The organism is Pseudonocardia aurantiaca, assembly GCF_039526725.1.
GTDB lineage: Bacteria > Actinomycetota > Actinomycetes > Mycobacteriales > Pseudonocardiaceae > Pseudonocardia > Pseudonocardia aurantiaca.
In genome coordinates this window covers 250,928-277,775 of the sequence record NZ_BAAAJG010000015.1, presented here as the reverse complement: position 1 = coordinate 277,775, position 26,848 = coordinate 250,928, and the positions used below count along the sequence as shown (strand labels likewise).

Annotated in this window: 27 protein-coding genes and 1 pseudogene; 11 read left to right on the top strand and 17 right to left on the bottom strand. The window is 74.3% G+C overall.

All coding sequences use genetic code 11. From position 1 onward, the window contains the following. Positions 1-10: 10 nt before the first annotated feature. Together hrpB and ABD143_RS23510 are read left to right on the top strand one after the other, a co-directional pair. Positions 11-2,464: an ATP-dependent helicase HrpB gene (gene hrpB, locus ABD143_RS23515; protein ID WP_343982326.1), complete on the top strand. Its 2,454-nt coding sequence runs from the start codon at positions 11-13 to the stop codon at positions 2,462-2,464. A 254-nt stretch (positions 2,465-2,718) separates the two neighbouring features. Further along, entirely contained in the window at positions 2,719-3,156 is a 438-nt protein-coding gene (locus ABD143_RS23510) for an SRPBCC family protein (RefSeq protein ID WP_343982324.1), read from the top strand. Here ABD143_RS23510 and ABD143_RS23505 read toward each other — a convergent pair. Together ABD143_RS23505 and ABD143_RS23500 are read right to left on the bottom strand one after the other, a co-directional pair. Then, positions 3,129-4,739 (bottom strand): phytoene desaturase family protein, encoded by a 1,611-nt coding sequence (locus ABD143_RS23505; protein WP_343982322.1) that lies wholly within the window; start codon positions 4,737-4,739, stop codon positions 3,129-3,131. The genes ABD143_RS23510 and ABD143_RS23505 overlap by 28 nt on opposite strands. Positions 4,740-4,784: 45 nt before the next feature. Then, positions 4,785-5,369 (bottom strand): TIGR03086 family metal-binding protein, encoded by a 585-nt coding sequence (locus ABD143_RS23500; RefSeq protein ID WP_343982320.1) that lies wholly within the window; start codon positions 5,367-5,369, stop codon positions 4,785-4,787. A gap of 159 nt (positions 5,370-5,528) precedes the next feature. Here ABD143_RS23500 and ABD143_RS23495 point away from each other — a divergent pair, with 159 nt between their 5' ends. Both ABD143_RS23495 and ABD143_RS23490 read left to right on the top strand, forming a co-directional pair. Continuing rightward, positions 5,529-5,891 (top strand): YciI family protein, encoded by a 363-nt coding sequence (locus tag ABD143_RS23495; RefSeq protein WP_343982318.1) that lies wholly within the window; start codon positions 5,529-5,531, stop codon positions 5,889-5,891. Further along, the gene (locus tag ABD143_RS23490; protein ID WP_343982316.1) at positions 5,892-7,172 is read left to right on the top strand and encodes an RNA polymerase sigma factor; all 1,281 of its coding nucleotides are present in this window, start codon (positions 5,892-5,894) and stop codon (positions 7,170-7,172) included. It abuts the gene before it with no gap. Positions 7,173-7,210: 38 nt separating this feature from the next. Here ABD143_RS23490 and ABD143_RS23485 read toward each other — a convergent pair whose 3' ends face one another. Beyond that, on the bottom strand, positions 7,211-8,092 hold the full coding sequence (locus tag ABD143_RS23485) for a LysR family transcriptional regulator (RefSeq protein ID WP_343982314.1): 882 nt from the start codon (positions 8,090-8,092) through the stop codon (positions 7,211-7,213). Between the two features lie 83 nt (positions 8,093-8,175). Between ABD143_RS23485 and ABD143_RS23480 the strand changes: the two genes are divergently transcribed. Both ABD143_RS23480 and ABD143_RS23475 read left to right on the top strand, forming a co-directional pair. Further along, entirely contained in the window at positions 8,176-9,093 is a 918-nt protein-coding gene (locus tag ABD143_RS23480) for an oxidoreductase (protein ID WP_343982312.1), read from the top strand. A gap of 55 nt (positions 9,094-9,148) precedes the next feature. After that, a complete protein-coding gene (locus tag ABD143_RS23475) occupies positions 9,149-10,336 on the top strand; it encodes a cytochrome P450 (protein WP_343982310.1) in 1,188 nt (395 codons plus the stop codon). Positions 10,337-10,345: 9 nt separating this feature from the next. On the opposite strand, the gene ABD143_RS23470 is transcribed toward ABD143_RS23475, so the two are convergent. Beyond that, positions 10,346-11,233 carry an SIS domain-containing protein gene (locus tag ABD143_RS23470; RefSeq protein ID WP_343982308.1) on the bottom strand — a complete coding sequence of 296 codons (888 nt, stop codon included), beginning with the start codon at positions 11,231-11,233 and terminating at the stop codon, positions 10,346-10,348. Positions 11,234-11,246: 13 nt separating this feature from the next. After that, positions 11,247-11,897: a bifunctional 4-hydroxy-2-oxoglutarate aldolase/2-dehydro-3-deoxy-phosphogluconate aldolase gene (eda, locus tag ABD143_RS23465; RefSeq protein ID WP_343982306.1), complete on the bottom strand. Its 651-nt coding sequence runs from the start codon at positions 11,895-11,897 to the stop codon at positions 11,247-11,249. Between the two features lie 146 nt (positions 11,898-12,043). On the opposite strand from eda, the gene ABD143_RS23460 reads away from it, so the two are divergent. Beyond that, entirely contained in the window at positions 12,044-12,775 is a 732-nt protein-coding gene (locus tag ABD143_RS23460; protein WP_343982304.1) for an SDR family NAD(P)-dependent oxidoreductase, read from the top strand. A 20-nt stretch (positions 12,776-12,795) separates the two neighbouring features. On the opposite strand, the gene couO is transcribed toward ABD143_RS23460, so the two are convergent. From couO to ABD143_RS23430, 6 genes and pseudogenes are all read right to left on the bottom strand, one after another. After that, complete coding sequence (gene couO / locus ABD143_RS23455) at positions 12,796-13,662, bottom strand: 4-hydroxyphenyl-beta-ketoacyl-CoA hydrolase (protein WP_343982302.1); 867 nt, start codon at positions 13,660-13,662, stop codon at positions 12,796-12,798. Positions 13,663-13,677: 15 nt separating this feature from the next. Then, complete coding sequence (locus ABD143_RS23450) at positions 13,678-14,610, bottom strand: 3-hydroxyacyl-CoA dehydrogenase NAD-binding domain-containing protein (RefSeq protein WP_343982300.1); 933 nt, start codon at positions 14,608-14,610, stop codon at positions 13,678-13,680. Further along, positions 14,607-16,553: an acetoacetate--CoA ligase gene (locus ABD143_RS23445; RefSeq protein WP_343982297.1), complete on the bottom strand. Its 1,947-nt coding sequence runs from the start codon at positions 16,551-16,553 to the stop codon at positions 14,607-14,609. Before ABD143_RS23445 ends, ABD143_RS23450 begins: the two co-directional genes overlap by 4 nt. Continuing rightward, positions 16,550-17,353, bottom strand: coding sequence for a crotonase/enoyl-CoA hydratase family protein (locus ABD143_RS23440; protein ID WP_343982294.1), 804 nt, complete (start codon positions 17,351-17,353; stop codon positions 16,550-16,552). The genes ABD143_RS23445 and ABD143_RS23440 overlap by 4 nt, the downstream gene beginning before the upstream one ends. Continuing rightward, entirely contained in the window at positions 17,350-17,865 is a 516-nt protein-coding gene (locus tag ABD143_RS23435; RefSeq protein ID WP_343982843.1) for an AMP-binding enzyme, read from the bottom strand. The genes ABD143_RS23440 and ABD143_RS23435 overlap by 4 nt, the downstream gene beginning before the upstream one ends. Beyond that, positions 17,839-18,836: pseudogene (locus ABD143_RS23430) on the bottom strand (AMP-binding protein); the annotation flags it as partial. The pseudogene ABD143_RS23430 and the gene ABD143_RS23435, both read right to left, overlap by 27 nt. Positions 18,837-18,943: 107 nt before the next feature. On the opposite strand from ABD143_RS23430, the gene ABD143_RS23425 reads away from it, so the two are divergent. After that, entirely contained in the window at positions 18,944-19,411 is a 468-nt protein-coding gene (locus ABD143_RS23425) for a MarR family winged helix-turn-helix transcriptional regulator (RefSeq protein ID WP_343982291.1), read from the top strand. Between the two features lie 15 nt (positions 19,412-19,426). Here the strand turns inward: ABD143_RS23425 and ABD143_RS23420 are convergent, their stop codons facing one another. Beyond that, entirely contained in the window at positions 19,427-20,305 is an 879-nt protein-coding gene (locus ABD143_RS23420) for a PaaX family transcriptional regulator (protein ID WP_343982289.1), read from the bottom strand. 135 nt (positions 20,306-20,440) lie between these two features. On the opposite strand from ABD143_RS23420, the gene ABD143_RS23415 reads away from it, so the two are divergent. After that, positions 20,441-21,754, top strand: coding sequence for an MFS transporter (locus ABD143_RS23415; protein ID WP_343982286.1), 1,314 nt, complete (start codon positions 20,441-20,443; stop codon positions 21,752-21,754). Positions 21,755-21,771: 17 nt separating this feature from the next. Here the strand turns inward: ABD143_RS23415 and ABD143_RS23410 are convergent, their stop codons facing one another. The 4 genes from ABD143_RS23410 to ABD143_RS23395 all read right to left on the bottom strand — a co-directional run bounded on the left by ABD143_RS23410 (position 21,772) and on the right by ABD143_RS23395 (position 24,719). Beyond that, a complete protein-coding gene (locus ABD143_RS23410) occupies positions 21,772-21,981 on the bottom strand; it encodes a hypothetical protein (RefSeq protein WP_343982283.1) in 210 nt (69 codons plus the stop codon). A 119-nt stretch (positions 21,982-22,100) separates the two neighbouring features. Beyond that, positions 22,101-23,105 (bottom strand): ABC transporter ATP-binding protein, encoded by a 1,005-nt coding sequence (locus tag ABD143_RS23405; protein WP_343982279.1) that lies wholly within the window; start codon positions 23,103-23,105, stop codon positions 22,101-22,103. A gap of 41 nt (positions 23,106-23,146) precedes the next feature. Next, entirely contained in the window at positions 23,147-23,848 is a 702-nt protein-coding gene (locus ABD143_RS23400) for an ABC transporter permease (protein ID WP_343982276.1), read from the bottom strand. A gap of 13 nt (positions 23,849-23,861) precedes the next feature. Beyond that, positions 23,862-24,719, bottom strand: a complete 858-nt coding sequence (locus tag ABD143_RS23395) for an ABC transporter substrate-binding protein (RefSeq protein WP_343982273.1) — start codon at positions 24,717-24,719, stop codon at positions 23,862-23,864. A gap of 26 nt (positions 24,720-24,745) precedes the next feature. On the opposite strand from ABD143_RS23395, the gene ABD143_RS23390 reads away from it, so the two are divergent. After that, complete coding sequence (locus ABD143_RS23390; protein ID WP_343982267.1) at positions 24,746-25,663, top strand: substrate-binding domain-containing protein; 918 nt, start codon at positions 24,746-24,748, stop codon at positions 25,661-25,663. Here ABD143_RS23390 and ABD143_RS23385 read toward each other — a convergent pair. Then, on the bottom strand, positions 25,618-26,433 hold the full coding sequence (locus ABD143_RS23385; RefSeq protein WP_343982265.1) for an alpha/beta fold hydrolase: 816 nt from the start codon (positions 26,431-26,433) through the stop codon (positions 25,618-25,620). The genes ABD143_RS23390 and ABD143_RS23385 overlap by 46 nt on opposite strands. 97 nt (positions 26,434-26,530) lie before the next feature. Here ABD143_RS23385 and ABD143_RS23380 point away from each other — a divergent pair, with 97 nt between their 5' ends. Next, positions 26,531-26,845, top strand: coding sequence for a DUF3040 domain-containing protein (locus ABD143_RS23380; RefSeq protein WP_343982263.1), 315 nt, complete (start codon positions 26,531-26,533; stop codon positions 26,843-26,845). Positions 26,846-26,848 lie beyond the last annotated feature (3 nt).

The window sequence follows — 26,848 nt, the reverse complement described above, 5'->3', positions numbered from 1 at the left end:
GACTTCGCGGGTGCTCCCGACGACCGAGCTACCCGACCTGCCGGTCCGCGCCGCGCTCGGGTCCGTCGCGGACGCGCTGGCCGGGTCCGGGTCCGCGGTGCTCGTCGCGCCGCCGGGCACGGGCAAGACCACCCTGGTACCGCTCGCGCTGGCATCCGGCGACGGGAAGGTGCTGGTCGCCGAGCCGCGCAGGCTCGCGGCCCGCGCCGCGGCCGCCCGGATGGCGGCGCTGCTCGGCGAGGACGTCGGCGAGCGCGTCGGGTACGCCGTGCGCGGCGACTCCCGGACCTCGGCCCGCACCCGCGTGGAAGTGGTGACGTCCGGGCTCCTGCTGCGCAGGCTGCTCGCCGACCCGGAACTGGCCGGCACGAGCACCGTGGTGCTCGACGAGTGCCACGAGCGGCACCTCGACGCCGACCTGCTGCTCGCGCTCCTCCTCGACGCCCGCGACGGGCTGCGCCCGGACCTGCGGCTGCTCGCCACGTCGGCCACGGTCGCCACCGGCAGGCTGGCCGAGCTGCTGGGGCACGCGCCGGTCCTCCACGTCGAGGGCACCGCGCACCCCGTCGACGTCCGGTACACGCCGCCGGTGCGTGGCGAGCGGATCGAGGCCCGCGTAGCCAGGGCCGTGCGGACCGCCCTGGCCGACGGGGACGGGGACGTGCTCGTGTTCCTCCCTGGGGTGCCGGAGATCCGGCGGACCGCCGCGGCCTTGTCCGGCGTCGACGCCGACGCCGCCGCCGACGTGCTGATGCTGCACGGGCGGCTCCCGGCCGCCGAACAGGACCGGGCGCTGCGGCCCGGCCCGCGCAGGCGGGTGGTGCTGGCCACGGCCGTGGCCGAGTCGAGCCTGACGGTGCCTGGCGTCCGCGCGGTCGTGGACGCCGGGCTCGCCCGCGTGCCCCGCACCGACCACCGCCGCGGACTCGCGGGGCTGGTCACCGTGCGGGTGTCGGCGGCGGTCGCCGCGCAGCGCGCCGGGCGGGCGGGCCGCGAGGCGCCGGGCCGGGTGTACCGCTGCTGGCCGGAGGGCGAGCTGCTCCCCCGCTACCCGGAGCCGGAGATCCGGACCGCCGACCTCACCCGGCTCGCGCTCGACCTCGCCTGCTGGGGCACCCCCGACGGCACGGGCCTGCGCTGGTGGGACGCCCCGCCCGACGGTCCGCTGCGTGCCGCGCAGGAGGTGCTGCGGGCGCTCGGCGCGCTCACCGGCGGCGCCGGCGGGGTGCCTGCGGTGACGGACCGGGGGCGCCGGATGGCCGCGCTCGGTCTGCATCCGCGGCTCGCCCGCGCGCTCCTCGACGGTTCCGCCGCCGTCGGCGCCCGGGCGGCGGCAGAGGTGGTGGCGCTGCTCGACGACGACACCCTCGCCGCGGGTGTGGAGGTCGAGCCCGAGCTGGCCCGGCTGCGGTCCGGCGCGGCCCCCGGCTCCGGCCGGTGGAAGGGCGAGGTGAGCCGCCTGCGCAGGCTCGTGGACGGTGGCAGCGCCGGCGCGGGAGCGGGCGGGGCCGCCCTGGTCGTCGCGCTGGCGCATCCTGAGCGGCTCGCCCGCAGGCGCGGGGCGGGGTCGCGGCTGTATCTGATGGCCGGCGGCACCGCCGTCGAGTTGCCGCCGGGCACGGCGCTGGAGGGCCAGGAGTGGCTCGCTGTGGCGGTCGCCGACCGCGCCCCCGGAGCCGAGAACGGGCGGGTGCGCCTCGCCGCGGCCGCTGACCGCGCACTCGCGGAACGCGCCGCGCCCGCCCTGCTCGCGGACGGGGACGAGGTGCGCTGGGAGAACGGGGACGTGATCGCGCGGCACGTCAGGAGGCTGGGGGCGATCGTGCTCGACGAGCGCCGCCTCCCGGCCCCCGACCCGGACGCGCTGCGGGCCGCCCTCCTCGACGGCCTCCGCGCCGAGGGCATGGGCCTGCTGCGCTGGACCGACACCGCGCGCCGCCTGCGCGACCGGCTCGCCACGCTGCACCGTGCGCTCGGCGACCCGTGGCCCGACGGCTCGGACGAAGCGCTTCTCGCCGACCCGGACCGCTGGTGGACCGGGCCGCTCACCACCGCCCGCTCGCGCGCCGACCTGGCCCGGGTCGACGCCGGCGCGGTGCTCCGTGCGGTGCTGGGCTGGCGGGAGGCCGCGCTGCTGGACGAGCTGGCCCCGGAGCGGATCACCGTGGCGTCCGGATCGCGGATCGCGGTCGACTACTCCGGGGACCGCCCGGTGCTCGCCGTGCGGGTGCAGGAGGTGTTCGGCGCCACCGACACGCCGGCCGTCGCGGGCGGGCGGCTGCCCGTGGTGCTGCACCTGCTCTCCCCCGCCGGGCGTCCGGCCGCGGTGACGGCCGACCTGGCGTCGTTCTGGAGCACCGGCTACCCGCAGGTGCGCGCCGAGCTGCGCGGCCGCTACCCGAAACACTCCTGGCCCGAGGACCCGAGCACGGCAGAGCCGACAGCGCGCACCCGCCGCCCCTGACCCCCGCAACTCGCGCGCACTTACGCCGCGACTCGCGCGCACCCAGACCCCGACTCGCGTACACCCAGACCCCGACTCGCGGAACGCAGGGCTACCGCACCCGCGAGTCGGGGTGTGAGTGCGCGCGAGTCGGGGTGTGAGTGCGTGCGAGTCGCTGGATTCGGGCGCTGGTCTCGCGTCTCTCCCGCTACTCGCGCGGGTGGTTGCCGTGGTCCCGCGCTGCCGCCCGGTTCGTCCCGACCTATCCTTCCGGCGTGGTCACCGTCCGCCGTGACGTCAACGCCCCCACCTCAGCCGTCTGGGCCGTGCTGGCCGACGGCTGGCTCTACCCGACCTGGGTGGTGGGCGCCTCCCGGATGCGGGCCGTCGACGCGACCTGGCCCGGTGTGGGCGCGCAGCTCCACCACTCCGTCGGTGTCTGGCCGGTGCTGATCAACGACACCACCACCGTCGTCGCGTCGGTGCCGACGCGGGAGCTGGTGCTGCGGGTCCGTGGCTGGCCGCTGGGCGAGGGGGACGTCCGCCTGACGCTCACCGAGCACGGCGGCAGCTGCCAGGTGGAGATGGCCGAAGACGCCGTGAGCGGCCCCGGCAAGGTGGTCCCCGGCCCGGCCCGGCAGGTCGCGATCGCCCCCCGCAACACCGAGTGTCTGCTCCGGCTCGCCTACCTCGCCGAGGGGGGCGCCCGGTAGACCAGCTCAAGCGCTGCCGACGTGACGCGGCGCCGCAGCGCCCCGAGCGCACCGTGCTCGCCGAGCGCGGCCCTGGCTGCCAGCCACCCGCAGACGCCGTGCACTCCGCCGCCGGGGTGTGCCGACGCACTCCCGAGGTAGAGCCCGCCCACGACCGTCTCCGAGCGGCCGAGCCCGGGCACCGGCCGGAACACGAGCTGCTGGTAGAGCTGCGCAGTCCCGCCGTTTACGGCGCCGTGCACGAGGTTCGGATCGGCCGCCTGCAGGTCGCCGGGCCGCTGCACGGTGCGGGCCAGCACCCGGCCGCCGAATCCCGGGGCGAACTCCTCGACCACGGCGTCCACCCGCTTCGCCAGCTGCCCCGCAGCCTCGTCGTCGCTGACCCCCCGGGGAAGGTGGGTGTAGGCCCAGGCGCTTTCCGTGCCCTCCGGGGAGCGGGTCGGATCGGCCGTGGTCATCTGCCCGAACAGCAGGAACGGTGACGCCGGGACCCGCTGCGACTCGATGTCGGCCGCCCACTGGTTCATCCCGTGCTCGTCCACCCCGAGGTGCACGGTGCCCGCGCCCGCGACGCCGGGGTTGCGCCACGGGACCGGCCCGTCGAGTGCCCAGTTGACCTTGACGACCGGGGTGTCCCAGACGAAGTGCTCCAGGTCGTCGTGCAGCCGTTGCGGCAGGGCGTCGGCGGGGAGCAGGTCGCGGTAGAGCATCGGCGCGGCGATGTCCGCGACCACGGCGCGGCGCACCCGGACGGTCAGCCCGGTGGCCGTGTGCACCGCCACCGCACGCCCGCCACGCACCTCGACGCGCTCGACGTGCTCGCCGGTCAGCAAGTCTGCCCCGGCCGCCGTGGCCCGCCTGGCGAGCGCCGCGGCCAGTTCGCCGGAACCGCCGACCGGCACCGGGAACCCGTAATGCTGGCCCAGCATGGCGAGCAGCCAGCCGAACACCCCGCTGACCGTGGCGTCGGGGGGAGCGTCGGCGTGCACGGCGTTGCCCGTGAGCAGCAGCCGGGCGCCCTCCGATGCGAAGAGCTCCTCCCCCATCCGCCCGGCCGGGAGCGCGAGGAACCGGGCCAGCCTCAGCGCCTCCGCGGTGCCGATCCGGCGCAGCAATTGCAGCGGCCCGCGGACGGGCGGGAACGCTGTGAAGATCGTCCGGAGCATCGGCTCGCCGATCGCGTCCCACTGCTCGCACAGCCGCAGCCACGCCTCGCCGTCCCGCGGGTTCAGCTCGGCGAGACCGGCGGCGGTGCGTTCCCGGTCGCGGTACAGCACCGCGGCAGGCTCGCCGCCCGGCCGGACCGGGTGGGCCAGCACGGCGGGGGCGTGCGCCCAGCGCAACCCGTGGGCCTCCAGGTCCATGGAACGCAGCACGGGCGAGGCGACCGACAGCGGGTAGAACGCGCTGAAGAGGTCGGCGGTGAACCCGGGGTGCAGCTCGGCCGACCGGACGGCCCCGCCGAGCACGTCCGCGGACTCCAGCAGGCACACGTCCCAGCCGGCGTCGGCGAGCACGGCGGCGGCCACGAGCCCGTGGTGACCGCCACCGATCACGACGGCGTCGGCGGTGCGGATCGGCATGCCGCCACTATGTGCCTGTCGCCGCCGGGCGGCACGCCGGAAGCCTCAGCCGACGACGGCGGTCGCGCCGCGCCCGAGGAAGGCCAGGAACCGGGTCTGCTCGTCCGCGCCCGGCGGCGGGGTCAGCTCGGGTCCGATCCCGCCCGGCTCGCGGATCTCGACCCTGCGGGACCAGGCGAAGCATCCGGGAACGAGATCGGGGTCGAGCCGGACGTCGAGGCCCGCCGGGTACCCGATGTCCCAGGTGTGCGCGAGGAAGTCCGTGACCAGCGCCGTCAGGAACCCCTCGAGCGGCACGTCCCCGAACGCCCGCAGCGACACCACTCGGGCCAGCGCGGTGGGCGTGAGGGTGGGCAGGCTCGCGGCGCGGGCCGCGCGCCAGGTGGCGAGCGGGTCGGCGCCGATCAGCTGTCCGGGGTTCGGCGCACCCGGCGCCCCCACCTGGGACGTGAATGGCCGGCCGGTCGCGAGGTGGCGGACCAGGTCCTGGCCCCACACGACGTGGCCCAGCACGTCCCGGGCGGTCCACTCGGTGCAGGCCGATGGGCCGTCCCAGCGGTCGGCCGGCAGTTGGGCGACGACCCGGTCGAAACCCTCCTGGGCGCGAATGTAGCGGGCGATCGTGTCCATGGTGTCCTCCGTGAGGTCGGGCTGTGCGGTCGACTCCGAGGACGAACGGCGGCCGGCCGGCTCGACACCGAATGCCTGTCGAGTTCGCCGGTCCTCGTTCGTCCTCAGGGTGTGCCGCTACCGTCGCGGCGGCTGCGAGAGACACGGGAGGCTCCGCCCATGCGCTACATGCTGCTGATCTACGGCTGCTACCGCCCCGAACCGGACACGCCGGAGGGGGACGCGCGGATCGCGGAGATCCACGCGTTCACGCAGCGCTGCGTGGACGACGGGGTGTTCCTGGCCGCCGACCCGCTGCACACGGTCGACTCCGCGACGACGGTGCGCGTCCGCGATGGCGAGCCGCTCGTGACCGACGGGCCGTTCGCGGAGACGGCCGAGCAGCTCGGCGGCTACTTCATCCTCGACTGCACCGACCTCGACCACGCCCTCGAGTACGCGGCGCGGTGCCCGATGGCGCAGGACGGGTCGGTGGAGGTCCGGCCGATCCTCGAGGTGCGGCTGCCGGGCCGGGCGGGGTAGTTGGCGGCCCCCGCGGAGCCGGACGCGGTCGAGCCGGGTGCCGCGCTCGACCGGGTCTACCGGGCTGATCGGGCCCGCCTGCTGGCGGCGCTGATCCGTGGGCTCGGTGACTTCGAGCTCGCCGAGGACGCCCTCTCGGATGCGTTCGCCGCCGCCATGCGGTCGTGGACCGCCGACGGGGTGCCGCGCGACCCGGCTGCCTGGCTGGTCACGGTCGCCCGCCGGGCCGCGCTGGACAAGATCCGCCGGGCTCGGGTCCGCGAACAGAAGTACGCGCAGGTCGCGTGGGAGCAGCGGGGAGGTGTGGTGGACGACCCATCCGACGCCGGGCCGGACGAGCTACCCGACAGCCTCGAGCGCATCGGCGACGACCGGCTCAGCCTGCTGTTCACCTGCTGCCACCCCGCGCTCGCGCCCGAGGCGCGGATCGCGCTCACGTTGCACGCCGTCGCCGGGCTGACCGCGGCGCAGATCGCGCGGGCGTTCCTCGTGGGAGAGGCGACGATGGCGCAGCGGCTCGTCCGGGCGAAACGCAAGATCCGCGACGCCGGCATCCGGTTCGCCGTGCCCGGCGGGGGCGCACTGCCCGACCGCCTCGCGGCGGCGCTGGCCGTCATCTACCTGGTGTTCACCGAGGGCTACCTCGCCACGGGAGGTGACGGCCTGTCCCGGCCGGGCCTCGCGGCGGAGGCGGTCCGGCTGGGCAAGCTGCTCGCCGCGCTGATGCCCGACGAGGCCGAGCCGCTCGGGCTGGTCGCGCTGATGCTGCTGCAGGACTCCCGCCGAGATGCCCGCACGGGTCCGGACGGGGAGCTGGTGCTCCTCGACGACCAGGACCGCAGCCGGTGGGACCGGACCGAGATCGACGAGGGGCTCGCCCTGGTCGCGACGGCGTTGCGGCGCGGCCGGCCGGGCCCCTACCAGCTGCAGGCCGCGATCGCCGCCGTCCACGCGACGGCGGCGACACCCGCCGAGACCGACTGGCGCGGGATCGTCGCGCTGTACAACGAGCTGGTGCGGCGGCAGCCGTCACCGGTGGTGGCGCTCAACCGCGCGGTGGCGGTGGCGATGGCCGAGGGGCCGGAACGCGGGTTGGAGCTGCTGGACGGGATCCGCGGGCTCGACCGCTACCGGCTCCTGCACGCCGCCCGCGGCGACCTGCTGCGGCGGTTGGGCCGCGGTCGCGAGGCCGTCACGGCGTACCGGCGGGCGCGCGAGCTGGCCACGAACCCCGCCGAGCAGCGGTTCCTGGAGGCGCGGCTGCGCGAGCTTGCGCCCTGAACCCGAACACGGGCAGGGCCCGATCACGCAGGGCCCGATCACACGCATGCCAGCTCCCGCACGACCGCGGCGAACCCCGCCACCAGCGGCGACTCAGCACCCTCGACCCAGGCCAGCGCCACGCGCATCGGCTCGACGTCGGTGATCGGCACCCAGGCGAGGTCGGGGCGGGCGTAATAGCGGGCCATCCCGGCCGGCGCGATGCAGACCGCCGTCCCGCCCGCGACCTGTTCAAGCATCTCCTCGACGTTGTCATTGGTCGGGCCCCAGCGCGGGCTCGACCCGTCGGGGCGCGGGTTCACCGCCCACCAGTCCACCCACTCCCGCGGCGCCCGCTCGGTCCACATCAGCGGGTCGTCGTTGATCTCCAGCACCGAGATCCCCTCCCGGCAGGCGAGCGGGTGCGTCACGGCGAGCCCGACCACCCGCAGGTCGGTGTGCACGACCTCGGCGCGGAGCCCGGTGAGGTCGTTCGGCAGCCAGACGAACGCGACGTCCACCCGCCCCTCCCGGAGCCCGTCGGCCTCCTGGCCCCAGTCGAATCGCTTGGGCTCCACACGCACGCCGGGGTGGCGGCGCGCGAACTCCGCGCGGGCCCGCGTGGTCAGTTCCGCGGCCCCGCTCGCGGCGAAGCCGACCCGCAGGACGCCGGTCTGCCCCCGCCGGTGCCGCTCGGCCGCGGCGCTGACCCGGTCGGCCTGCCGCAGCGCCTTCCTGGCCTCCGCGACGACGTCGCGGCCGGCCGCGGTGGGGGTGACCCCGCCGCGATGCCGGTCGAACAGCCGCAGGCCCAGCTCCGTCTCCAGGGCCTTCAGGGCGTAGGAGAGCGCGGGCTGGCTGACGTAGAGCCGGGTGGCCGCGCGGCCGATGTTGCCGGCGTCGGCGATCGTCACGAGGTAGCGCAGCTGGCGCAGCTCCATTTGCCAGCAATCATAAGCCGCATTCATGACAGCGGTGCGCACATGTGTTGGACGGCAGTGCGCGGACCTGCGACAACGGCACCATGAGTACCGAAGTGAACTCCTCCGCCCGCACGCCGACCGGCCGCGTGTGGCTCATCACCGGCGCGTCCTCCGGCTTCGGCCGGGCCATTGCCGAGGCCGCGCTCGCCGCGGGAGACACCGTCGTGGCGGCTGCCCGCCGGCCCGAGGTGCTGGACGACCTCGTCGCGGCGCACCCCGGCCGGGTGGTCGCGACACAGCTGGACGTCACCGACGCCGTCCGCGCGGCAGCCGTGGTCGCGGAGGTGATCCTCTGGTACGGGCGGATCGACGTCCTGGTGAACAATGCCGGGCGCGGGATGGTGGGCGCGGTCGAGGAGACCACGGACCGGGAGCTCCGCGATCTCATGGAGCTGCACTTCTTCGGTCCGGCTGCGCTCACCAGGGCGGTCCTGCCGCACATGCGCCGTCAGGGTTCCGGCGCCGTCGTGCAGATGAGCAGCATGGGCGGCCGGCTCACGTTCCCCGGGGTGTCCGCCTACTCCGCCACCAAGTTCGCCTTGGAAGGGCTGTCGGAGGCTCTCGCAGCCGAGGTGGCCGCCTTCGGCATCCGAGTCCTCATCGTCGAGCCCGGGGCGTTCCGCACGGGCTTCGCGAACCCGCAGGCCCTGCACCAGTCGGTCGCGATCCCGGCCTACGACGACATCATCGGCCCGTTCCGCAGCGCACTGCCGGAGAGCGACGGCGACCAGCCCGGCGACCCCGCGAAGGGCGCGGCGGCGATCCTCACCGCGCTCGCCGCCGAGCAGCCGCCGCTGCGCCTCGCGCTGGGCAGCGACGCCGCCGACGCCGTCGCCGAACACCTGGAGAAAGCCCGCGCGGAGTTCCTGACATGGGAGACGACGACCCGCGGCACCGACTTCGACGCGTCCGGCGACACCCTGGTCCTGGCCCCTGAAACCGCGGTGAAACCGCGGTGAATGCACTCCCCTGCAACCTCGGCGCATCCGATCGACCACGGGAAAGGACCGGGGCATGCGCGCCGAGCACTGGAACGTCCATCCACAGCACTTCTGGATGCGCGGGGAGGAGAGGGGGCCGGTCGAGTTCGACGCGAGCCGGGGCGTGTGGAACGTCCACGGCCACCCGGAGGCGGTGCGGATCATCAGCGACCCGGCCACGTTCTCCTCCGATGTGGTGCGGCTGTTCCCGATGGACGACATCGACACCAGCTTCACCGAGGGCAACCTGGTGCAGATGGACCCGCCGGATCACCGGAAGCTGCGCAACCTGGTGAGCCGCGCGTTCACGCCGAAGATGGTGGCCGGCGTGGAACCGCGGATCCGGGAGGTCACCACGGAACTGCTGGACGCCGTGGCCGAGCCGGACCGGCTCGAGCTGGTGGCCGACCTCGCCTACCCGCTCCCGGTGATCGTCATCGCCGACCTGCTCGGCGTACCCGCGTCGGACCGCCCGCTGTTCAAGAGGTGGGCCGACCAGATCACCGGGAGCACCGTCGAGCTGTCGCCGGTGGAGGTCACGGAGGAGCAGAAGAACGAACTGCGCTCGCAGCTCGACCAGGTCAAGGAGATGGCCGACTACCTGCGCGGGCACGCCGCCGAGCGCAGGACCCGGCCCCAGCAGGACCTCCTGACCGACCTGGTGCAGGCCGAGGTCGACGGAGTGCGCCTCAGCGACACCGAGGTCGTGAACTTCGCGAACCTGCTGCTCCTCGCCGGGCACATCACCACCACCCTGCTGCTCGGCAGCACCGTCCTGTGCCTGGACGCCAACCCGGAGCAGGCGCAGCGGGTGCGGGCCGACCGCGCCCTGCTGCCCACCGCCATCGAGGAGTCGCTGCGCTTGCTCACCCCGTTCGCGATGGTCGCGCGGGCGACCACAACCGAGACGGAGATCGGCGGGCACGTCGTGCCGCCCGACCAGCTCGTGGCCATCTGGCTCGCTGCGGCGAACCGGGACCCACGGCAGTTCGACCGTCCGCACGAGTTCGACGCGGGGCGCGACCCGAACCCGCACATCGCCTTCGGCCGCGGCATCCACTTCTGCCTGGGAGCGCCGCTCGCCCGGCTGGAAGGGCGGATCGTGCTGGACATGCTGCTCGACCGCTTCCCCGTCCTGCGCGCGGATCCGGCCACCCCGCCGGAGTTCCTCCCCAGCTCGGAGATGACCGGGGTGCGCACGCTGCCGCTGCTGACCGGCTGAGCAGCCCGTTCAGGCGCTCCCAGCCGAGCCGCCGGCGCTGCCCCGGAAGGCCGACAGCTCCTCCTTCATCCCGCGCAGCCGCTCCAGGTGCTCGGGCCCGCGGCGCACCGCGACGGCCGTGGCGAGAATGTCGATCAGCACCAGCCCGGCCAGCCTGCTGACGGTCGGCGTGTAGATGTCGGTGTCCTCGAACGTGCGCAGTATCAGCGCGACGTCGGCGACATCGGCGAGCGGGCCGGGGCCGCCGGTCACCGCGACGACCGACGCCCCGGCCGCCCGCGCCCGCTCGGAGACGTCCAGCACCGACGTCGTGCGGCCGGTGTTGGAGATCGCGACGATCACCGTCCCCGGCGTGCACATCGAGGCGGCCATGTACTGCTGGTGCAGGTCCGCGGGCGCGGAGCAGGGCACCCCGAAGAGCACGGCGTGCTGCAGCGCGTCCTGCGCGATGATCCCGGACGCCCCGAGCCCGACGAACAGCACCGACCGGGCCCGCACGAGCAGCTCGACGGCGCGGGCGACGGCGGCGGTGTCGAGCGACCGCCGCGTCCGGTCGAGGCTGCTCAGCGTGTGGTCGAAGATCTTCCCGGCCATCGCCTCGACCGGGTCGTCCGGCTCGATCGCCGAGTGCGTCACCGGGATGCCGATGGCAAGCGCCTGCGCCAGCCCGAGCTTGAACGACTGGAACCCGTCGAACCCAAGGCCGGTGCAGAACCGCATCACGGTCGGCTCGCTCACCCCGGCCGCCTCGGCGAGGCCCGCCATGCCGAGCTGCACCGCGGCCGCCGGGTCGGCGAGCACCGCGGCGGCGACCTTCCGCTCCGAGGGCCGCATCCGCTCCAGCCCAGCGGTGATCCGCTCCAGCACCGGGCCGTCCGGGTGCTCCGGTCCGGTCACCGGGCGCCCCCGCTCACGGGGCGGCGGCGGGCCGGAGCGACGCGGCCGCGCGGGCACGCCCGGCGATCGCGTCCCAGTTGCCCGCGACGATGTCGGCCCGCGGAGCGATCCAGGTGCCGCCGACCGCGAAGACGTTCGGCAGCGCGAGGTACTCCGCAGCGTTGTCCGGGCGCACGCCGCCGGTCGGCATGAAGCGCGCGCCCGTCCAGCCGAACGGCCCGTCGAGCGCCTTGATGGTGGCCACCCCGCCATAGGCCCCCGCAGGGAAGAACTTGATGGTCGTGCGTCCCGCCTCCAGGCAGCCGCCGACCTCGCTCGGGGTGACCGCTCCCGGAACGAACGGGAGGTCGTGCTCGTCGGCGACCGCGAGGCACGCGCTCGACAGCCCGGGCGAGACCCCGAACCGCGCACCGGCATCGGCGGCCGCGGCGACCATGTCGGGCAGCACGAGCGTGCCGGCGCCGAGCAGGAAGTCGGGCAGCTCGGCGGCGATCGCGGCCACGGCGTCGCGGGCGGCCGGGGTGCGGAAGGTGACCTCGACGACCGGGAGACCGGCCTCGGCGAGCGTGCTGGCGAGCGGGACGGCCGCCGCCGCGTCGTCGATCTCGACGACGGGCACGACCGCGAGCGCCTCCACGTCGGCGAATACGTCCCCGGTGGCCATCAGGCCACCTCCTTCCCGTAGTTCCACTACACCGCTCAACGGTCGGACGACCTGCATGGCGGCGCCGGCGCCAGGATCTTGCCTCTTGGACGCCCCCTCAGCTAGTACTACTACATCACATCGCCGTGAGAGAGAGCGTGGGATCGATGACGAACCGCTTCGAGGGACGACGCATCGCGGTCACCGGTGCCGCAGGCGGGATCGGCCGGGCCATCTGCGAGAGCCTCGTCGCGCAGGGGGCGCAGGTGCACGGACTCGACCGAACGGGGCTCGACGGGCTGCCCGACGGTGTCGCAGGCGCCTCGATCGACCTGCTGTCCGAGGAGTCGGTCGTCTCCGCCGTCCGCGACCTCTATGCCGCGGACGACTGCCCGGTCGAGCTGGTGAACTGCGCGGGAGTGGTCGAGGACGACGTGCCTGCCGAGGAGATGCCGATGGCGCAGTTCGACCTCGTCATGGGTGTGAACCTGCGCGGGGTGTTCCTCACCTGCCGGGAGTTCGGGCGCGAGCTGCTCGCCCGGGGCGGCGGGGCGATCGTCAACATCGCCTCGATGTCGGGCAACGCGATCGTCAACCACCCGCAGCGGCAGAGCGTCTACAACAGCTCGAAGGCGGCGGTCAGCGCGCTCGGCCGCTCGCTGGCGGTCGAGTGGGGCCCGCGCGGGGTGCGCGTCAACACCGTCTCCCCCGGCTACGTCGACACCCCGCTCAACGCGCTCAAGACGCAGATGCACGAGCAGTGGAAGCGCGAGACCGTGCTCGGCCGCTTCGCGGCGCCGGTGGAGATCGCCCGCGCCGTCGAGTACTTCCTCAGCGAGGACTCCGCGTTCTGCTGCGGCGCGGAGCTGCTGATAGACGGAGGCTTCGCGCTGCGCTGAGCCGAACGGGAGGGGGTCGGTCAGCCCAGACCGAGCATGCGTACCGCGTTGTCCTTCAGGATCAGCGGCCGTACGTCCGGTTTGATCTCCAGCTTCGCGAAGTCGTCGAGCCAGCGGTCCGGCGTGATCACGGGGTAGTCCGAGCCGAAGAGCACCTTCCGCTTGAGCAGCGAGTTCGCCGCCCGCACGAGCTGGGGCGGGAAGAACTTCGGCGACCAGCCGGACAGGTCGATGTAGACGTTCGCCTTGTGCGTCGCGATCGAGATCGCCTCGTCCTGCCAGGGCACCGACGGGTGCGCGAACACGATCGTCAGCTCGGGGAAGTCGGCGGCGACGTCGTCGAGCAGCATTGGCGCCGAGTACCTCAGCTTGATCCCGCGCCCCCCGGGGAGGCCAGCGCCGATCCCGGTCTGCCCGGTGTGGAACAGCGCCGGGACGCCCAGCTCGGCGAGCGCCTCGTAGAGCGGGTAGAAGCGCACGTCGTTCGGCTCGAACGCCTGCAGGCTCGGGTGGAACTTGAACCCGCGCACGCCGCGCTCGCCCACCAGGCGCCGCGCCCGCAACACGGCCGCGCGTCCGGCGTGCGGGTCGACCGAACCGAACGGGATCAGCACGTCGTTGTGCTCGGCCGCGAGGTCGGCAATCTCCTCGCTCGACAGCGCCGGATGACCGGTCGCCGCCGTAGCGTCCACCGTGAAGACGACGGCGCCGGTGCGCCGGGCGCGGTAGTACTCGGCGATTTGCCCGAGGGTCGGCGTGCGGTGCTCGCCCGACTTGAAATAGCCGGCGGAGGCGTCCAGCAGCTCCTGGTCGAGCGCGAAGCAGCCGCGGCTGTCCTGCTCGACGTGGACGTGGACGTCGATGGCGTCCAGTGCGGCGATGTCCATGGTGTTCGGCTCTCCTCAGGGCAGGTCGGTGCCGGCCTTCGCGGCGAGCAGCGTGCGCAGCACGGCGTCGCGGTCGGCGACGAGGCGGTCGAGGTCGAGACCCGCCAGCTCCTCGGCCACCCCAGCCACCAGCCGGTCGCCGAGCTCGGGGGTGAGCTCCGGGTCGCCCAGCTCGCGCCAGATCTCCGCGATCGGCGGGCCGAGGTGGGCGAGCACGTGCGCGAGCCCGCCGGGCCCGCCGGACAGGTGCTGGTTGACGAACGGGCCGAGCACGGCCCAGCGCAGCCCGGGACCGTGCGAGATCGCGACGTCGATGTCGGCGACCGAGGCGACCCCGCGCTCCACGAGCGAGTAGGCCTCGCGCCAGAGCGCGGCCTGCAGCCGGTTGGCGACATGCCCGCGCAGCTCCGCGCGCAGCCGGATCGGGCGCTTGCCGGCGGCCGTGTAGAAGGCCGTCGCGCGCTCGACAGCGTCCTCGCTCGTGCACTCGCCCGGCACCACCTCGACCAGCGGGATGACGTGTGGCGGGTTGAACGGGTGCCCGACGACCACCCGCTCCGGGTGGCGCGCGCACCCGCGCGCGATCAGCGATGGCAGGAGCGTCGAGGAGCTGCTGGCGAGCACGACGTCCGGCCGCGCCGCCGCGTCGAGCGCCGCGAAGAGGGCGAGCTTGACGTCCTCGCGTTCCGGCCCGTTCTCCTGCACGAAGTCGGCGCATTCGGCGGCGGCTGCCGCGTCCGCGCTGAACTCCAGCCGGTCCGGAGTGGCGCCCTCGACCGGGGCGAGCGCGGGCCAGAATCCCGCGACGGCCGCGCGCAGCCGCTCCTCCGCGCCGGGCGCCGGGTCGGAGGCGACGACGTCGAGCCCGCGGGCGAGGAACAGCGCCGCCCAGCTCGCCCCGATGACCCCTGTGCCGACCACGGCGACCCGCCGGATCTCCCCGCTCACGCGGACCTCCTCGCCGCGAGCGCCGTAAACGCGTCGAGGGCGGCCGGGTCGGCCAGTGAGTCCCGACCTGCGACGGCGTCGGGGTCCGCGCCGAGCAGGATGCGCTTGGCGGGGAGCTCCAGCTTCTTGCCGGTGCGGTTGCGCGGCACGGCGGGCACCGCGAGGACCGTGTCGGGGACGTGCCGCGGCGACAGCGCCCCGCGCAGCTCCTTTCCGATGCGCGCCCGCAGGGCGTCGTCCAGCGCGGCGCCATCGCGCAGCACGACGAAGAGCAGCAGCTCGCCGGGGCCGCCCGCGGCGTCCTCCAGGTGCACCACCAGACTGTCCTCGACCTCCGGCAGCTCCTCCACCACCCGGTAGAACTCCGCGGTGCCCAGGCGCACCCCACCGCGATTGAGCGTGGCGTCCGAGCGCCCGGCCACAACGCAGCTCCCCTGCTCGGAGAACTGCACCCAGTCGCCGTGCCGCCACACCCCGGGGTACGTGCCGAAGTAAGCGTCGCGGTAGCGGGAGCCGTCGGCGTCGCCCCAGAACGCGACCGGCATCGACGGCATCGGCTGCGTGATCACCAGCTCGCCGAGCTCGCCGACCACCTCGCGGCCGTCGGCGCCGAACGCAGTGGCGGCCACGCCGAGGCAGGGACCCGCGATCTCGCCCTCCCACACCGGCTGTAGCGGCCCGCCCTGCACGATCCCCGAGCAGACGTCGGTACCGCCGCTGCCCACGTTGAGCAGCACACCCGGCCCGAACTGCTCCTGCACCCAGCGGTAGCCCTCGGCAGGCAGCGGGCTGCCCGCCGCGCCGAGCTGGCGCAGCCGCGAGAGGTCCAGCTCCGCGGGCCGCAGCCCGGCTTTCCGGCACGCCATGAGCCAGCCGGGGCTCGCGCCCATCAGCGTGGCGCCGGTGGCCTCCGCGAGCCGCCACTGCCAGCCGAGGTCGGGGTGCACCGGGTCGCCGTCCACGAGCACGATCGACGCGCCGACGAGCAGCCCGGAGACCAGCGCGTTCCACATCATCCAGGCGGTCGTGGTGAACCAGAGCATCCGGTCACCGGCACGCAGGTCCCAGCTCAGCCCGTGGTTCTTCAGGTGCTCCAGCAGGATGCCGCCGTGGCCGTGCACGATCGCCTTCGGACGGCCGGTCGTTCCCGAGGAGAACAGCACGGCCAGCGGCTGCGCGAACGGCACCGGGTCGAAGGTGAGCTCACCGGGCTCGGCGAGCAGGTCGTCCCACCTGGTGGTGCCGGGCAGCTCCCCGGGCCCGTACGGCACGTGCACGACGTGCCGGACGGTGGGCAGGCCGGCGCGGATGGCGGCAATCTCCGCCCGCCGGTCGATCTCCTTGCTCCCGTACCGGTAGCCGGCGACGGCGAGCAGCACCGAGGGTTCGACCTGCGCGAACCGGTCCACCACACTCCGCGGCCCGAACTCGGGCGCGCAACTCGCCCAGACCGCCCCGAGGCTCGCCGTGGCCAGGAACGCCACCACGGTCTCGGGGACGTTCGGTAGGTAGGCCACGACCCGGTCCCCCGGCCCCACGCCGAGCCGCCGCAGCCCCACCCGGGCACGGGCCACCTGACCACGCAGCTCGTCCCAGGTCAGCTCCACCGTCTCGCGGGTCTGCGAGTACGCGGTGACGGCGGTCGCGGGTCCCGTGGTACGCAGCGCGTGCTCGGCGTAGTTGAGGCGCGCCCCCGGGAACCAGTCGGCGCCCGGCATCTCGCGGCGGCCGAGCACGCGCTCCGCCGGGGTGGCGAACCGGACGTCGAAGAACCCGGCGACCGATGCCCAGAACCCGTCGAGGTCGGCGACGGACCAGCGGTGCAGCTCGCGGTAGCCGGGGAAGTCGAGGCCGCGCTCGCGGCGCACGTGCGCCAGGAAACGCCCGGCCTCGGTGGTCTCGCGGGCGTCGGGCGCCGGCGCCCGCACCATCGCCCCGGTCATCCCCGGCCCACCTTTCCGGCACGGCCCTCCAGGAAGGCCTGCATCCGCTCCTTGGCCTCGGCGCTCCCGCTGGCGACCGCGGCCATCAGCGACTCCATCAGGTAGCCCTCCGCCGGGTTGGCCTCGGCGATCCGCGGCAGCGCCTGCAGCACCGCGAAGTTCGTGACGGGCGAGTTGGCGGCCACCTTCCGGGCCAGCTCCAGGGCGAGCGCGAGCCCCTGGCCCGGGTCGGCGCGGTACTGCGTGATGCCGAGGGCGTGACCCTCGTCGGCGTCGAGCACACGGCCGGTCAGCATCATGTCCGCCATCCGGTGCGCGCCGATCAGCCGCGGCAGCCGCACAGACGCCCCACCGCCCACGAAGAGCCCACGCTGCCCCTCGGGCAGGGCGTAGAAAGCGCTCGGCTCGGCGACCCGGATGTGCGCGGCGCAGGCCAGCTCCAGCCCGCCGCCGATCACCGCACCCGTGAGCACCGCGATGACCGGCACTCGCCCGCGCTCCACCCGATCGAACGCGCGGTGCCACATCATCGAGTGCTCGAGGCCGGCGAACGCATCCCGGTCGGTCAGCTCCGCGAGGTCGAGCCCGGCGGAGAAGTGCTCGCCGTCGGCGGCGAGCACCGCGGCCCGCACACCGGAGGGCGGGTTCGCGAAGAACGTCTCGATGCCGAGCACCGTGGCGTCGTCGAGCGCGTTGCGCTTGGCCGCCCTCGCCAGCCGCAGCACCACGACCGCGCCGTCCGGGCCGGGCCGTTCCACTCGCAGCGACGGCGGCAGCAGGGCGCGCACGGGCTCGGTCACCGCGAGCCCAGCTCCGCGACCGCGCGCCTACGCAGGTCGACGCGGCGGATCTTGCCCGTCGCGGCGCGCGGCAGGTCCGGCACGAACACGAGGTGGCGGGGGACCTTGTACCGGGCCAGGTGCGCTTCGAGGTGCGCCCGGAGCTGCGCCTCGGTCAGCTCGGCGCCTTCCCGTACCTCGACGTAGGCGGCGCCGACCTCACCCCAGCGCTCGTCGGGGATCCCGACGACCGCGCAGTTCGCCACGGCGTCGAGCTGCACGGCGACCGCCTCGACCTCGGCCGGGTACACGTTCTCGCCGCCGGAGATGTAGACGTCCTTGACGCGGTCGACGACGTGCGCCCACCCGTCCGGCTCCACGCGCAGCACGTCGCCCGTGCGGAACCACCCGTCCACGAAGCCCGCCGCGGTCTCCTGCGGCCGCCCCCAGTACCCCGCGAACACGTGCGGCCCGCGCACCAGGAGCTCCGCCGGCTCCTCGCCCACCGGGGCGGGCCCGCCGTCGCGGAGCATCGCCACGTCGGTGAAGAAATGCGGCACCCCGGCCGAGAGTGGGTGCTCGGGCTGGCCCTCCTGGGTGCCCATGTACACGCCCGGGGCCGCCTCGGTCATCCCGTAGCCCTGCACGAGCAGCACGTCACGCTCCATCCATGCCCGGGCCACGCGCTCCTGCACGGCGGAGCCGCCGTAGATCACGCAGGTCAGCGAGCTGAGATCGGCCGATTCCCAGGCCGGGTGCTCGGTCATCATCTGCAGCATCGTCGGCACGGCGGAGAAACTCGTGATCCGCGCAGCGATCCGCCCTTGAAGAGCGTCGGCAACGTGATCTGGCCGAGCCCGACGGTGTGGAAGAGCGGAGCGATGCACAGCGCCCTGTCAGTACTCAGCACGTCGACATGGGCGAGCTGGTTGATCGTGTTCCACGTCAGGTTGCCGTGGGTGAGCACCGCGGCCTTCGGCCGGCCCGTCGTGCCCGACGTGTAGAGCAGGATCGCCGGGTCGTCGAGCCCGACGGGCCCCTCCTCGGCCGGGCCGGGAGCGGCGGCGATCGCGGCCTCGTAGTCCCCGGTGCGCACCGAGACCACGTGCCGCACCGCGGCGGGCAGCGGGGCGGCCGCGGCGACCAGCGCGTCCGCGTCGCCGCTGTGCACGAGCACCGTCGCCCCGGAGTCGTCGAGCATGTAGCGGATCTCGGGACCGGCGAGGCGGTGGTTGAGCGGAACGGCGATAGCGCCGAGGAACCAGGTGGCGAAGAACGACTCGAAGACCTCGACGGCGTTGACGCCGAGGTAGGCCACCCGGTCGCCGGCGCCCACGCCCATCCCCCGCAGTGCCGCGGCGAGCCGGGCTGTTCGGTCGGCAAGCTCGGCGTAGGTGAGCGTGCGACGGGCGTCGAGCAGGGCGGTGCTCGCCGGGGCGATCCGGGCCCGGCGCCGTGGCCAGCTACCGAGCGCCGGGACCGGGCGCGTCGCGGCGTCCACCATCGACCTCCCCTCACCGGTCAGTAACAGGAATCCTTCCTATCACTCGACGGCGTCCAGGAGAAGGCCCTCGTGCAAGACTCCCCGCGAGCCGAGCCGAGGAGACCAGGATGTCGCTGCAACCGCTCCCGGACTCCGGCGCCGCCCGACCGGCGCCGTCGCTGCTCTATGCGATCAAGCAGGTCGAGCTGGCGGTGCGCGCCCACCTCGACGAGCTGTTACGCCCGGCCGGGATCACGGCGCTGCAGTACACCGCGCTCACGGTGCTCGACCGCCGCGCCGGGCTGACCACCGCCGAACTCGCCCGCAACTCGTTCGTCACGCCCCAGGCGATGGGCGACCTCGTCACCGCGCTCGAGCGCCGCGGCCTCATCGAGCGCCGCCACGACCCAGCCCACCGGCGGAGGCTGCTGATCAGCCTCACCGGCCCCGGCCAGGAGCTCCTCGCCGCGTTCGCCGAGCCCGTCGAACGGCTCGAGAACCGCATGGTCTCCGACCTGGCGCCCGACGAGCGGACGGCGTTCGCGGGCTACCTCAACCGCAGCCGCGCCGCACTGGCGACGCAACCGGCCCACTGACCGGCCCGCGATGGGTCAAAGTCGGCCGGCGTCCTCGTCGGGCACGACGTCCAGGTGGGCCGCGGCTGCCCGCGCCCCGGGTTCGAACTCCGCGTACAGCCCCCTGAACAGCTGCTGCGCCTGCTCGGCCGGCCAGTCCTGCGGCAGGTGCTGCACCGGGAGCCGCGGGTCGCGGCGGATCACCTGCAGCCAGTCGGTCTGCAGAACGAGCTGGCTCGCGAGACCGTCGGGGAGGCGCGGACGCCGGGACGGCTGCTCCCACCGGTGGAGGAACCCGCGGTAGCGCGCGGCCAGCGCATCGAGATCCCAAGCGTCGCGCACCAGCGCGTCGACGTCGGTGGGCGGCACCGCGGTCGCGGTGAACACCTTGAGGTGCCCACCCGCTTCGAGGTCGTCGCCGAGCACGCCGAGCTCGACGGTCGACGGGGCGATCCAGAGCCCGCCCTGCAGCGGACCGAACCCCGCCCACTGCAGCCGCGACCGCAGGACGTGCCGCTGCCGCTGCCAGGAGTCGGGCAGGGAGAACCCGAGCAGCGTCCACGTGCCGTCCCACTGGGCGTTCACCGCGCCCGCCCGCCACACGCGCGCCTCCCCGTCACGCAGGATCTCCCGCGAGCGCAAGGTCAGCCCGACGTACACCTGACGGCCGCTGCGCGTGCGGTGCAGCAGGTCGCGCCGCGCCATCCGGCTCAGGGTGGAGCGAGTGGCGTGCTCAGAGATCCCGACCCGGTCGAGCACGTCGATCACGCTGCTCGTGGCCACGTGCACACCGCGGCCGAGCAGGTAACCGCCGAAGAACGTGAGCAGGAGCGCCTGCGGCCGCGCCGAACCGGGCGGGCCGTCCAGCTCCTCCTCGATCCCCGTGCCGCCCCCGGGGACCTGCGCCGACGCCACGCAGGCAGCGTAGTGCCCCTTCCCGGCGAGGATGGTGTTGGGCGAATCCTTGACGGGCGTTACACATGTGCCTAAGGTCTGCGCCCATGTGACCCGGGCTACACCCGGAACCGACCGAGAAGACAGGGCACCGCGATGACGCCGACCCCTACCGGCCGCCCCACCCCACAACTCCGCCGCGCCGTGCTGTCGAGCTATCTCGGCAGCGTCATCGAGTACTACGACTTCCTCCTGTACGCCACGGCGTCCGCCCTGGTGTTCAGCCGCGTCTTCTTCTCCGACCTGGACCCGCTCGTCGGCACGGTGGCGAGCTTCGGGACCCTCGCCACCGGCTACCTCGCGCGTCCGCTCGGCGGTGCCCTGTTCGGTCACTTCGGTGACCGGCTCGGGCGCAAGCGCATGCTCGTGCTGACGATGGCCCTGATGGGTGTGGCGAGTGTGCTCATCGGCCTGCTGCCCACCTACGCCCAGGTCGGCGCGCTGGCGCCGGTACTGCTCGTGGTGCTGCGGATCGCGCAGGGCATCGCGGTTGGCGGCGAATGGGGCGGCGCCGTGCTGATGTCGGCCGAGCACGCCACGTCGCGGCGCGGGCTGTGGGCGAGCTTCACCAACGCGGGAGCGCCGAGCGGCATGGTGCTCTCCACCCTCGTGCTGGCTCTCGCGTCCGCTGCCACCGGCGAGGAGCAGTTCCTCGTCTGGGGCTGGCGCATCCCGTTCCTGCTCAGCGCCGTGCTGCTGGCCGTCGGCCTGTTCGTGCGGGCCAAGGTCGAGGAGACACCGGTGTTCACCGCCGCGGCGAAACCGGCAGCGCCGCCGCTCGTGGAGGTGTTCCGGCGGCACCGCCGCAACCTCGCTCTGTCCGTGGGTGTCGGGTTCGGCGCGTTCGTCGCGCAGGGCACGCTCACGACGTTCGTGATCTCCTACGCCGTGCAGGCCGGCTTCCCGCGCCAGACCGTGCTCAACGCGCTGACCGTTTCGTCGGCGGTGGCGATCGCCGGGATCATCGGCTTCTCGGCGCTGTCGGATCGGCTCGGCCGCCGCCCGGTGGTACTCGCCGGAGCGGTGGCGATGGCCGCGTGGAGCTTCCTGTTCTTCCCCATGATCCGCAGCGGCTCGACGCTCCTCCTCGTGCTCGCGGTCGTGCTCGGCCAGGGCGTGATCCACGCGGCCATGTACGGACCGCTCGCCGCGCTCTACACGGAGCTGTTCTCGACGCAGGCCCGCTACACCGGCGCGTCTCTCGGCTACCAGATCGCGGGCACGGGGGCGGGGCTCGCGCCGGTCGTCTTCGCCGCCGTGCTGGGCGGATCGGGCACGCTGCCGGTGTCGGTGATCATCGCGGCCTGCTGCCTGCTGACCGTGGCGTGCGTGCTGGCCCTCGGGGAGACCTCGACGAACGACCTGGCCGCCGAGCCGGAGTCACACGACCGGGAGGTACCGGTCACCTGACCCAGGGACGGTCGTGGTCAGCGAGTGGAGACCCGATCGTCTCCTGCCACCAGCCCGAGCATGGCCAGCATCTCGGCGCAGTCCTCCGCGCCCGTGGAGTGGCTGGCGACGACTCGCGCGGCCCGCCGGTTCTGCGCGTCGTGGATCTCGACCTGAGCGGCCTGGGCGGCGGCGAAGCGGCCGTTCTCGCCGCTGTTGTCATGGGAAGGGTTTCCGGTCCAGCTCATCCGTCCGTGACTCCCTCAGTCGTCGCGCCAGGGCTGAAGCCACTCCTCGCGCGACCATGCATCAGGTGGCAATCTGCACGAACGGGCACTTGGTGCCCGCCCGCCCTGACTGTCTGACCCTACCCCGGATGGACGGCGTCGGTCTGCTCCGGGCACAGCTCGGCCCTCCGCGCGGGATCGGGGATGCTGCGGACCTCGGCCGGGACCACCGCCACCACCACCGCGCGGCCAGGCCCGAGGCCGGCGGGGACCGGCCCGGTGCAGGCGACCGTGCCCGCCGCGGTGTCGACGTCGACCCGGGTGCCGCCCCCGAGCGGCACGATCCGGCGCACTGTTCCCGTGACCCCCACCTCGCCCGCGGGCGGCTCCCCCACCAGCACCCTGCAGTGCTCCGGGCGGGCGGCGAGCAGCGTGTCCCGGCCGGTCACGGCCGGCGGAAACAGGTTCGTGAACCCGACGAGCCGCGCGCACTCCGCGTCGCTGGGCGCATCGAGCACCACTTCCGTCGGCCCGTGCTGGCGGATCCGCCCGGCCACGAGCAGCGCCGTCTCGCCTGCCAGCGCGCGAGCCTCGTGCCGGTCGTGCGTGACGAGCAGCGTGGCGGCGTCGAGCCCGTCCAGGACGGCGCGCAGGTCGGCGAGCAGGTCGACACGGGTGGTGGCGTCGAGCCCGGCGAACGGCTCGTCGAGCAGCAGCACGCGCGGCTCGACCGCCAGCGCCCTGGCCAGCGCGACCCGCTGCGCCTCGCCCCCGGAGAGGGTGCGGGCGTCGCGGCGGGCGAGGTGCGCCACGCCCAGCGCGGCGAGCCACGGCTCCGCCCGCCGGCCCGCCTCCGCCCGTCCGACGCCGCGCAGCCGCAGCCCGGACGCGGCGTTGGCGGCCACCGTCCCCCGGCGCAGGATCGGCCGCTGCAGCACGGCCGCCACGGCGGGACGCAGCTCGCGCGAGCTGGCCGGGCGCCCGTCGAGCAGCACGTCGCCGGTGCGCCGGAGGCCCCCGAGGTGCGCGAGCGCCCGCAGCAGCGTCGACTTGCCGGCCCCGTTCGGGCCGAGCACGGCGAGCGCGCTCCCGGCGGCCACGTCGAGCGCCGGGACGTGCAGCAGCTCCCGGCCGCGCGCGCTCACGCGCAGGTCCCGGCACCCGATTCGCGGTGCTGCCCCCATGGTCATCGCCGCGCCGGATCCTGCTGGCCGGCGAGCGTGAGGACGAGGTTCACCACGAAGGCGATCACCAGCAGGATCAGCCCGAAGGCGATGGCGAGCGCGAAGTTCCCGCGGCTGGTGGCGAGCACGGCGGCGGTGGTCAGCACCCGGGTCTCCCCGGCGATGTTGCCGCCGACCATCTGCGCCGCACCGACCTCGCTCACCACCGCCCCGAACGCGGCCATCGCGGCGGCCAGCAGCGGCAGCCGCGCCTCGCCGAAGAGCGCGAGCAGCGCCCTGGCCCGGCCGGCTCCGAGCGCCTGCATCTGCACCATGAACTCGGGGTCCACCTGCTGCAGCGCGACCGCGACGAGCGCGACGACCACCGGCGTCGCGATCGCGGCCTGGGCCACCACCATCGCGGCCGGCGTGTAGAGCAGGCCGAACGCGCCGAGCGGGCCGCTGCGCCAGAGCAGCACCGTGACGAACAGCCCCACGACCACCGGCGGCAGGCCCATCCCGGTGTTGGCGGCGGCGAGCAGCACCCGCCGCCCCGGGAACAACGTGAGCGCCACCGCGGCGCCGAGCGGCACGCCCACGACCGCGGCGACGGCCGTCGCCGTCAGCGAGATCCGCAGCGTGAGCGCGGTGATCGCCCACGTTTCGGAATCGCCGCCGAAGAGCAGCCACACGGCCTCCACGAACCCGTCGAACAGGACGTCCATCAGCGCGCGCGGGTCACGGCACCGGCTCAGGCTTGCCGGCGTCGGGCACGAAGAGCGGCTGGCCGTACTCGGCCCGGCCGAACTCGCCGATCCGCTGCTGGGCGCCGGGCGCGGTGATCCAGTCGGCGAACGCCACCCCTGCCTCGGGCTGCACCCGCTCGCCCGCCTGCTTCGTCATCTCGATCACGTGGTAGACGTTCAGCAGGCCCGGATCGCCCTCGACCAGCACCGACAGGCCCTCGGGTTGGCTGAGGTAGGTCGCCCGGTCCGACAGCGTGTAGCCACCCTTCTCTGCAGCCACCCGCAGGGTCGCGCCCATGCCCTGCCCGGTCTGCTGGTACCAGTCGCCGGCAGGCGTGACGCCGGCGTCCTTCCACAGTGCCTTCTCCTTCGCGTTCGTCCCCGAGTCGTCGCCGCGCGAGACGAACACCGCGCCGGACGCCGCAATCTTCGACATCGCCTCGCCGACGGGCAGGCCGCGCACGCCTGCGGGGTCGGCGTCCGGACCGAGCAGCACGAAGTCGTTGTGCATCACGAGCAGGCGGCGCCCGGCGGTGCCCTCGGCGACGAAGGCCTCCTCCGCCGCGGGCGAGTGCACGAGCAGCACGTCCGCCTCGCCGCGGCGACCGAGCTCGATCGCCTGGCCACTGCCGACGGCCACCGTCTTTACGCCCCAGCCGGTCTCCTGCGTGAACGCCGGGAGCAGGTCGTCGAGCAGGCCCGAGTCCTGCGTGCTCGTCGTCGTGGCCAGGATCAGCGACCGCTCGGCGGACGGCCCGGCCGCGGGGGGCGCGCTCCCGCCACAGGCGGTGAGCACACCCGCGAGGACAACCGCGAGGATCGAGCCGAGTGTCCGCTTCTGTCCTAGCACAGGGCGGCACTATAGAGTGCGCAGCCGTGACGCGGTACCGGGAGATCTGCGCCGACCTGGCAGGGCGGATCAGCGCGGGTGATCTCGCGGAGGGCGCCGAGTTACCCGGCGTCCGGGAGCTCGCACAGCGCTTCGGCAGCACGTCGTCGACGGTCGGGCGGGCCGAGCGCGCGCTGGCCGACGCCGGCGTGATCGTCACGGCCGACCGCCGCCGTCCGCGTGTGGCACAAGGCGGTGCCGTGGCAGCGCGGCGCTTCCTGCACGCGGATCGCGTGTTCCGCCTCGCAGGGAGCGACGACCCCGCTCTCGACGTCGTGAGCCGCAGGCTGGGCCGCTCCCTGCAGGTCCTCGACGCCGAAGGCAGCTTCAGCGGGTTGCGCGCCCTGCGGCAGAGCCGGGCCGACGGCGCCGCCGTGCACCTGATGCACCACACCGGCATCTACAACGCACCGTTCGCCACCGGGCTGCTGCGCGGGTTGCGCCCGCACCTGATCCACCTGTGGCGGCGCGAGCAGGGGTTGCTGGTGCCGCCGGGGAACCCGCGGGGGCTCAGCACGGCAGCCGACATCGCCAAGCTGCGGGTGGCCAAGCGCAGGCAGGGGACCGGCACCCGCGTTCTGTTCGAGCGGCTCCTGCTCGCCGAGGGCTGCGATCCCGACACGGTTGCCGGCCCCGAGACCGGGTCGCACCTCGAGGTGGCGCTCGCGGTCGCGTCCGGGATCGTCGAGGTGGGGCTGGGCGTCCGTTCGGTGGCCCGCGACCTCGAGCTCGACTTCGTGCCGCTCGTCTCGGAGCAGTACGACGTGGTGCTCACCGGCGCCGCTCTCGACGCCGCCGCACCGCTCGTGGCCGCGCTGCACGACCCGGCACTGCGGGCGGCGGTCGCAGCACTCGGCGGCTACGACACCGACGACTCGGGCAGCGTGGAGGAGCTCGGTCCCTGAGCGGAGCTTGCCCAGGCCGCCAGGCGCGGGACGAGTGCCATGTAGAGGTCGGGGTCCGTGCCCATGCCCGTGTGGCTGCTGTACACCTCGACCCACTCCGCGGCGGGGTCCCGGCAGGACTCCCAGCCCACGACCCCGTCGGTGCGGGAGAAGATCGCCATGGCCGGCACCTCCAGCGGCGCCGCCAGCCCAGCGGAGGCGACCTCGCGGCACTCCCCCGCCACGCAGTCGCGCTCGAGCAGCCCGCGCACCCCGAGATCGGAGAGGCGCACCATGAGCCGCCACGCGACGGAGGCGAGGCCGCGCGCGTCGAGCGGGTCGAGCACCGGGCTGCCCATCATCACGAGCCCCCGCACCAGGTCGGGCCTGCGCACGGCGAGGAGCCGGCCCAGCCAGCCGCCCCGGCTGTGACCGAGCAGGACGACCGGGCCACCGGTCGCGGCCACGTGCGCCTCCACCCGCCGCTCCAGCTTGCCGAGCATGTCCTCGGTGCAGCCCAGGTTGAGCGCGAGCCCGGCGCCGACGGCGTGGTAGTCGCGTGCCGTGAGCCAGCGCCGCAGCACCGCCATGTCCGCGTCGGCGCCGCAGAAGCCCGGAACGACGACCACGCCGACGCCGCGCCCGTCGGCGGCTGGGGTCGTCCACACCGGGTGCCGGAAGAGCGCCTTCCTGCCCATCCCCGCTATCGGCCCGAAGTGCCGCACCAATTCGTTCGCGATCCGCTTGGCCCGTGCAGGCAGCGTCTCGGCCAGCAAACCACCACTCGTCACCCGGTGTGTCTGCCCACCCAATTCTGACGTCACACATCCGTCGTACCAGCTGGCGAGGCGCAGGTGGAATGGCCGCATCCGCTGGGTACTCCCGCGCATGCTCGCAGACAGGCCCCACGGCCGCCGGTTGACCGCCACCGAGCAGATGCGGCTGGATCAGCTGGAACGACAGCTCAGCGACGACGACCCCGAGCTCGCCGCCGCGCTCAGCGGGCAAATCGGGCCGCGGAACATCGCGGCGGCGCCGCGCTGGGCGCTCGTTGCCGGGCTGGCCGTGGCCGCCGCCGTCCTCGTGCTGCTGGCCTCTGTGGTCGGCGGGACCGGGGGCGCGGCATTGGCTGCCACGACCCTGCTCACCGCGTTCGTGGGGTGGCGGATGGTCCAGCGGCGTCGCCGGAGCCGGGACTCCTAGGCG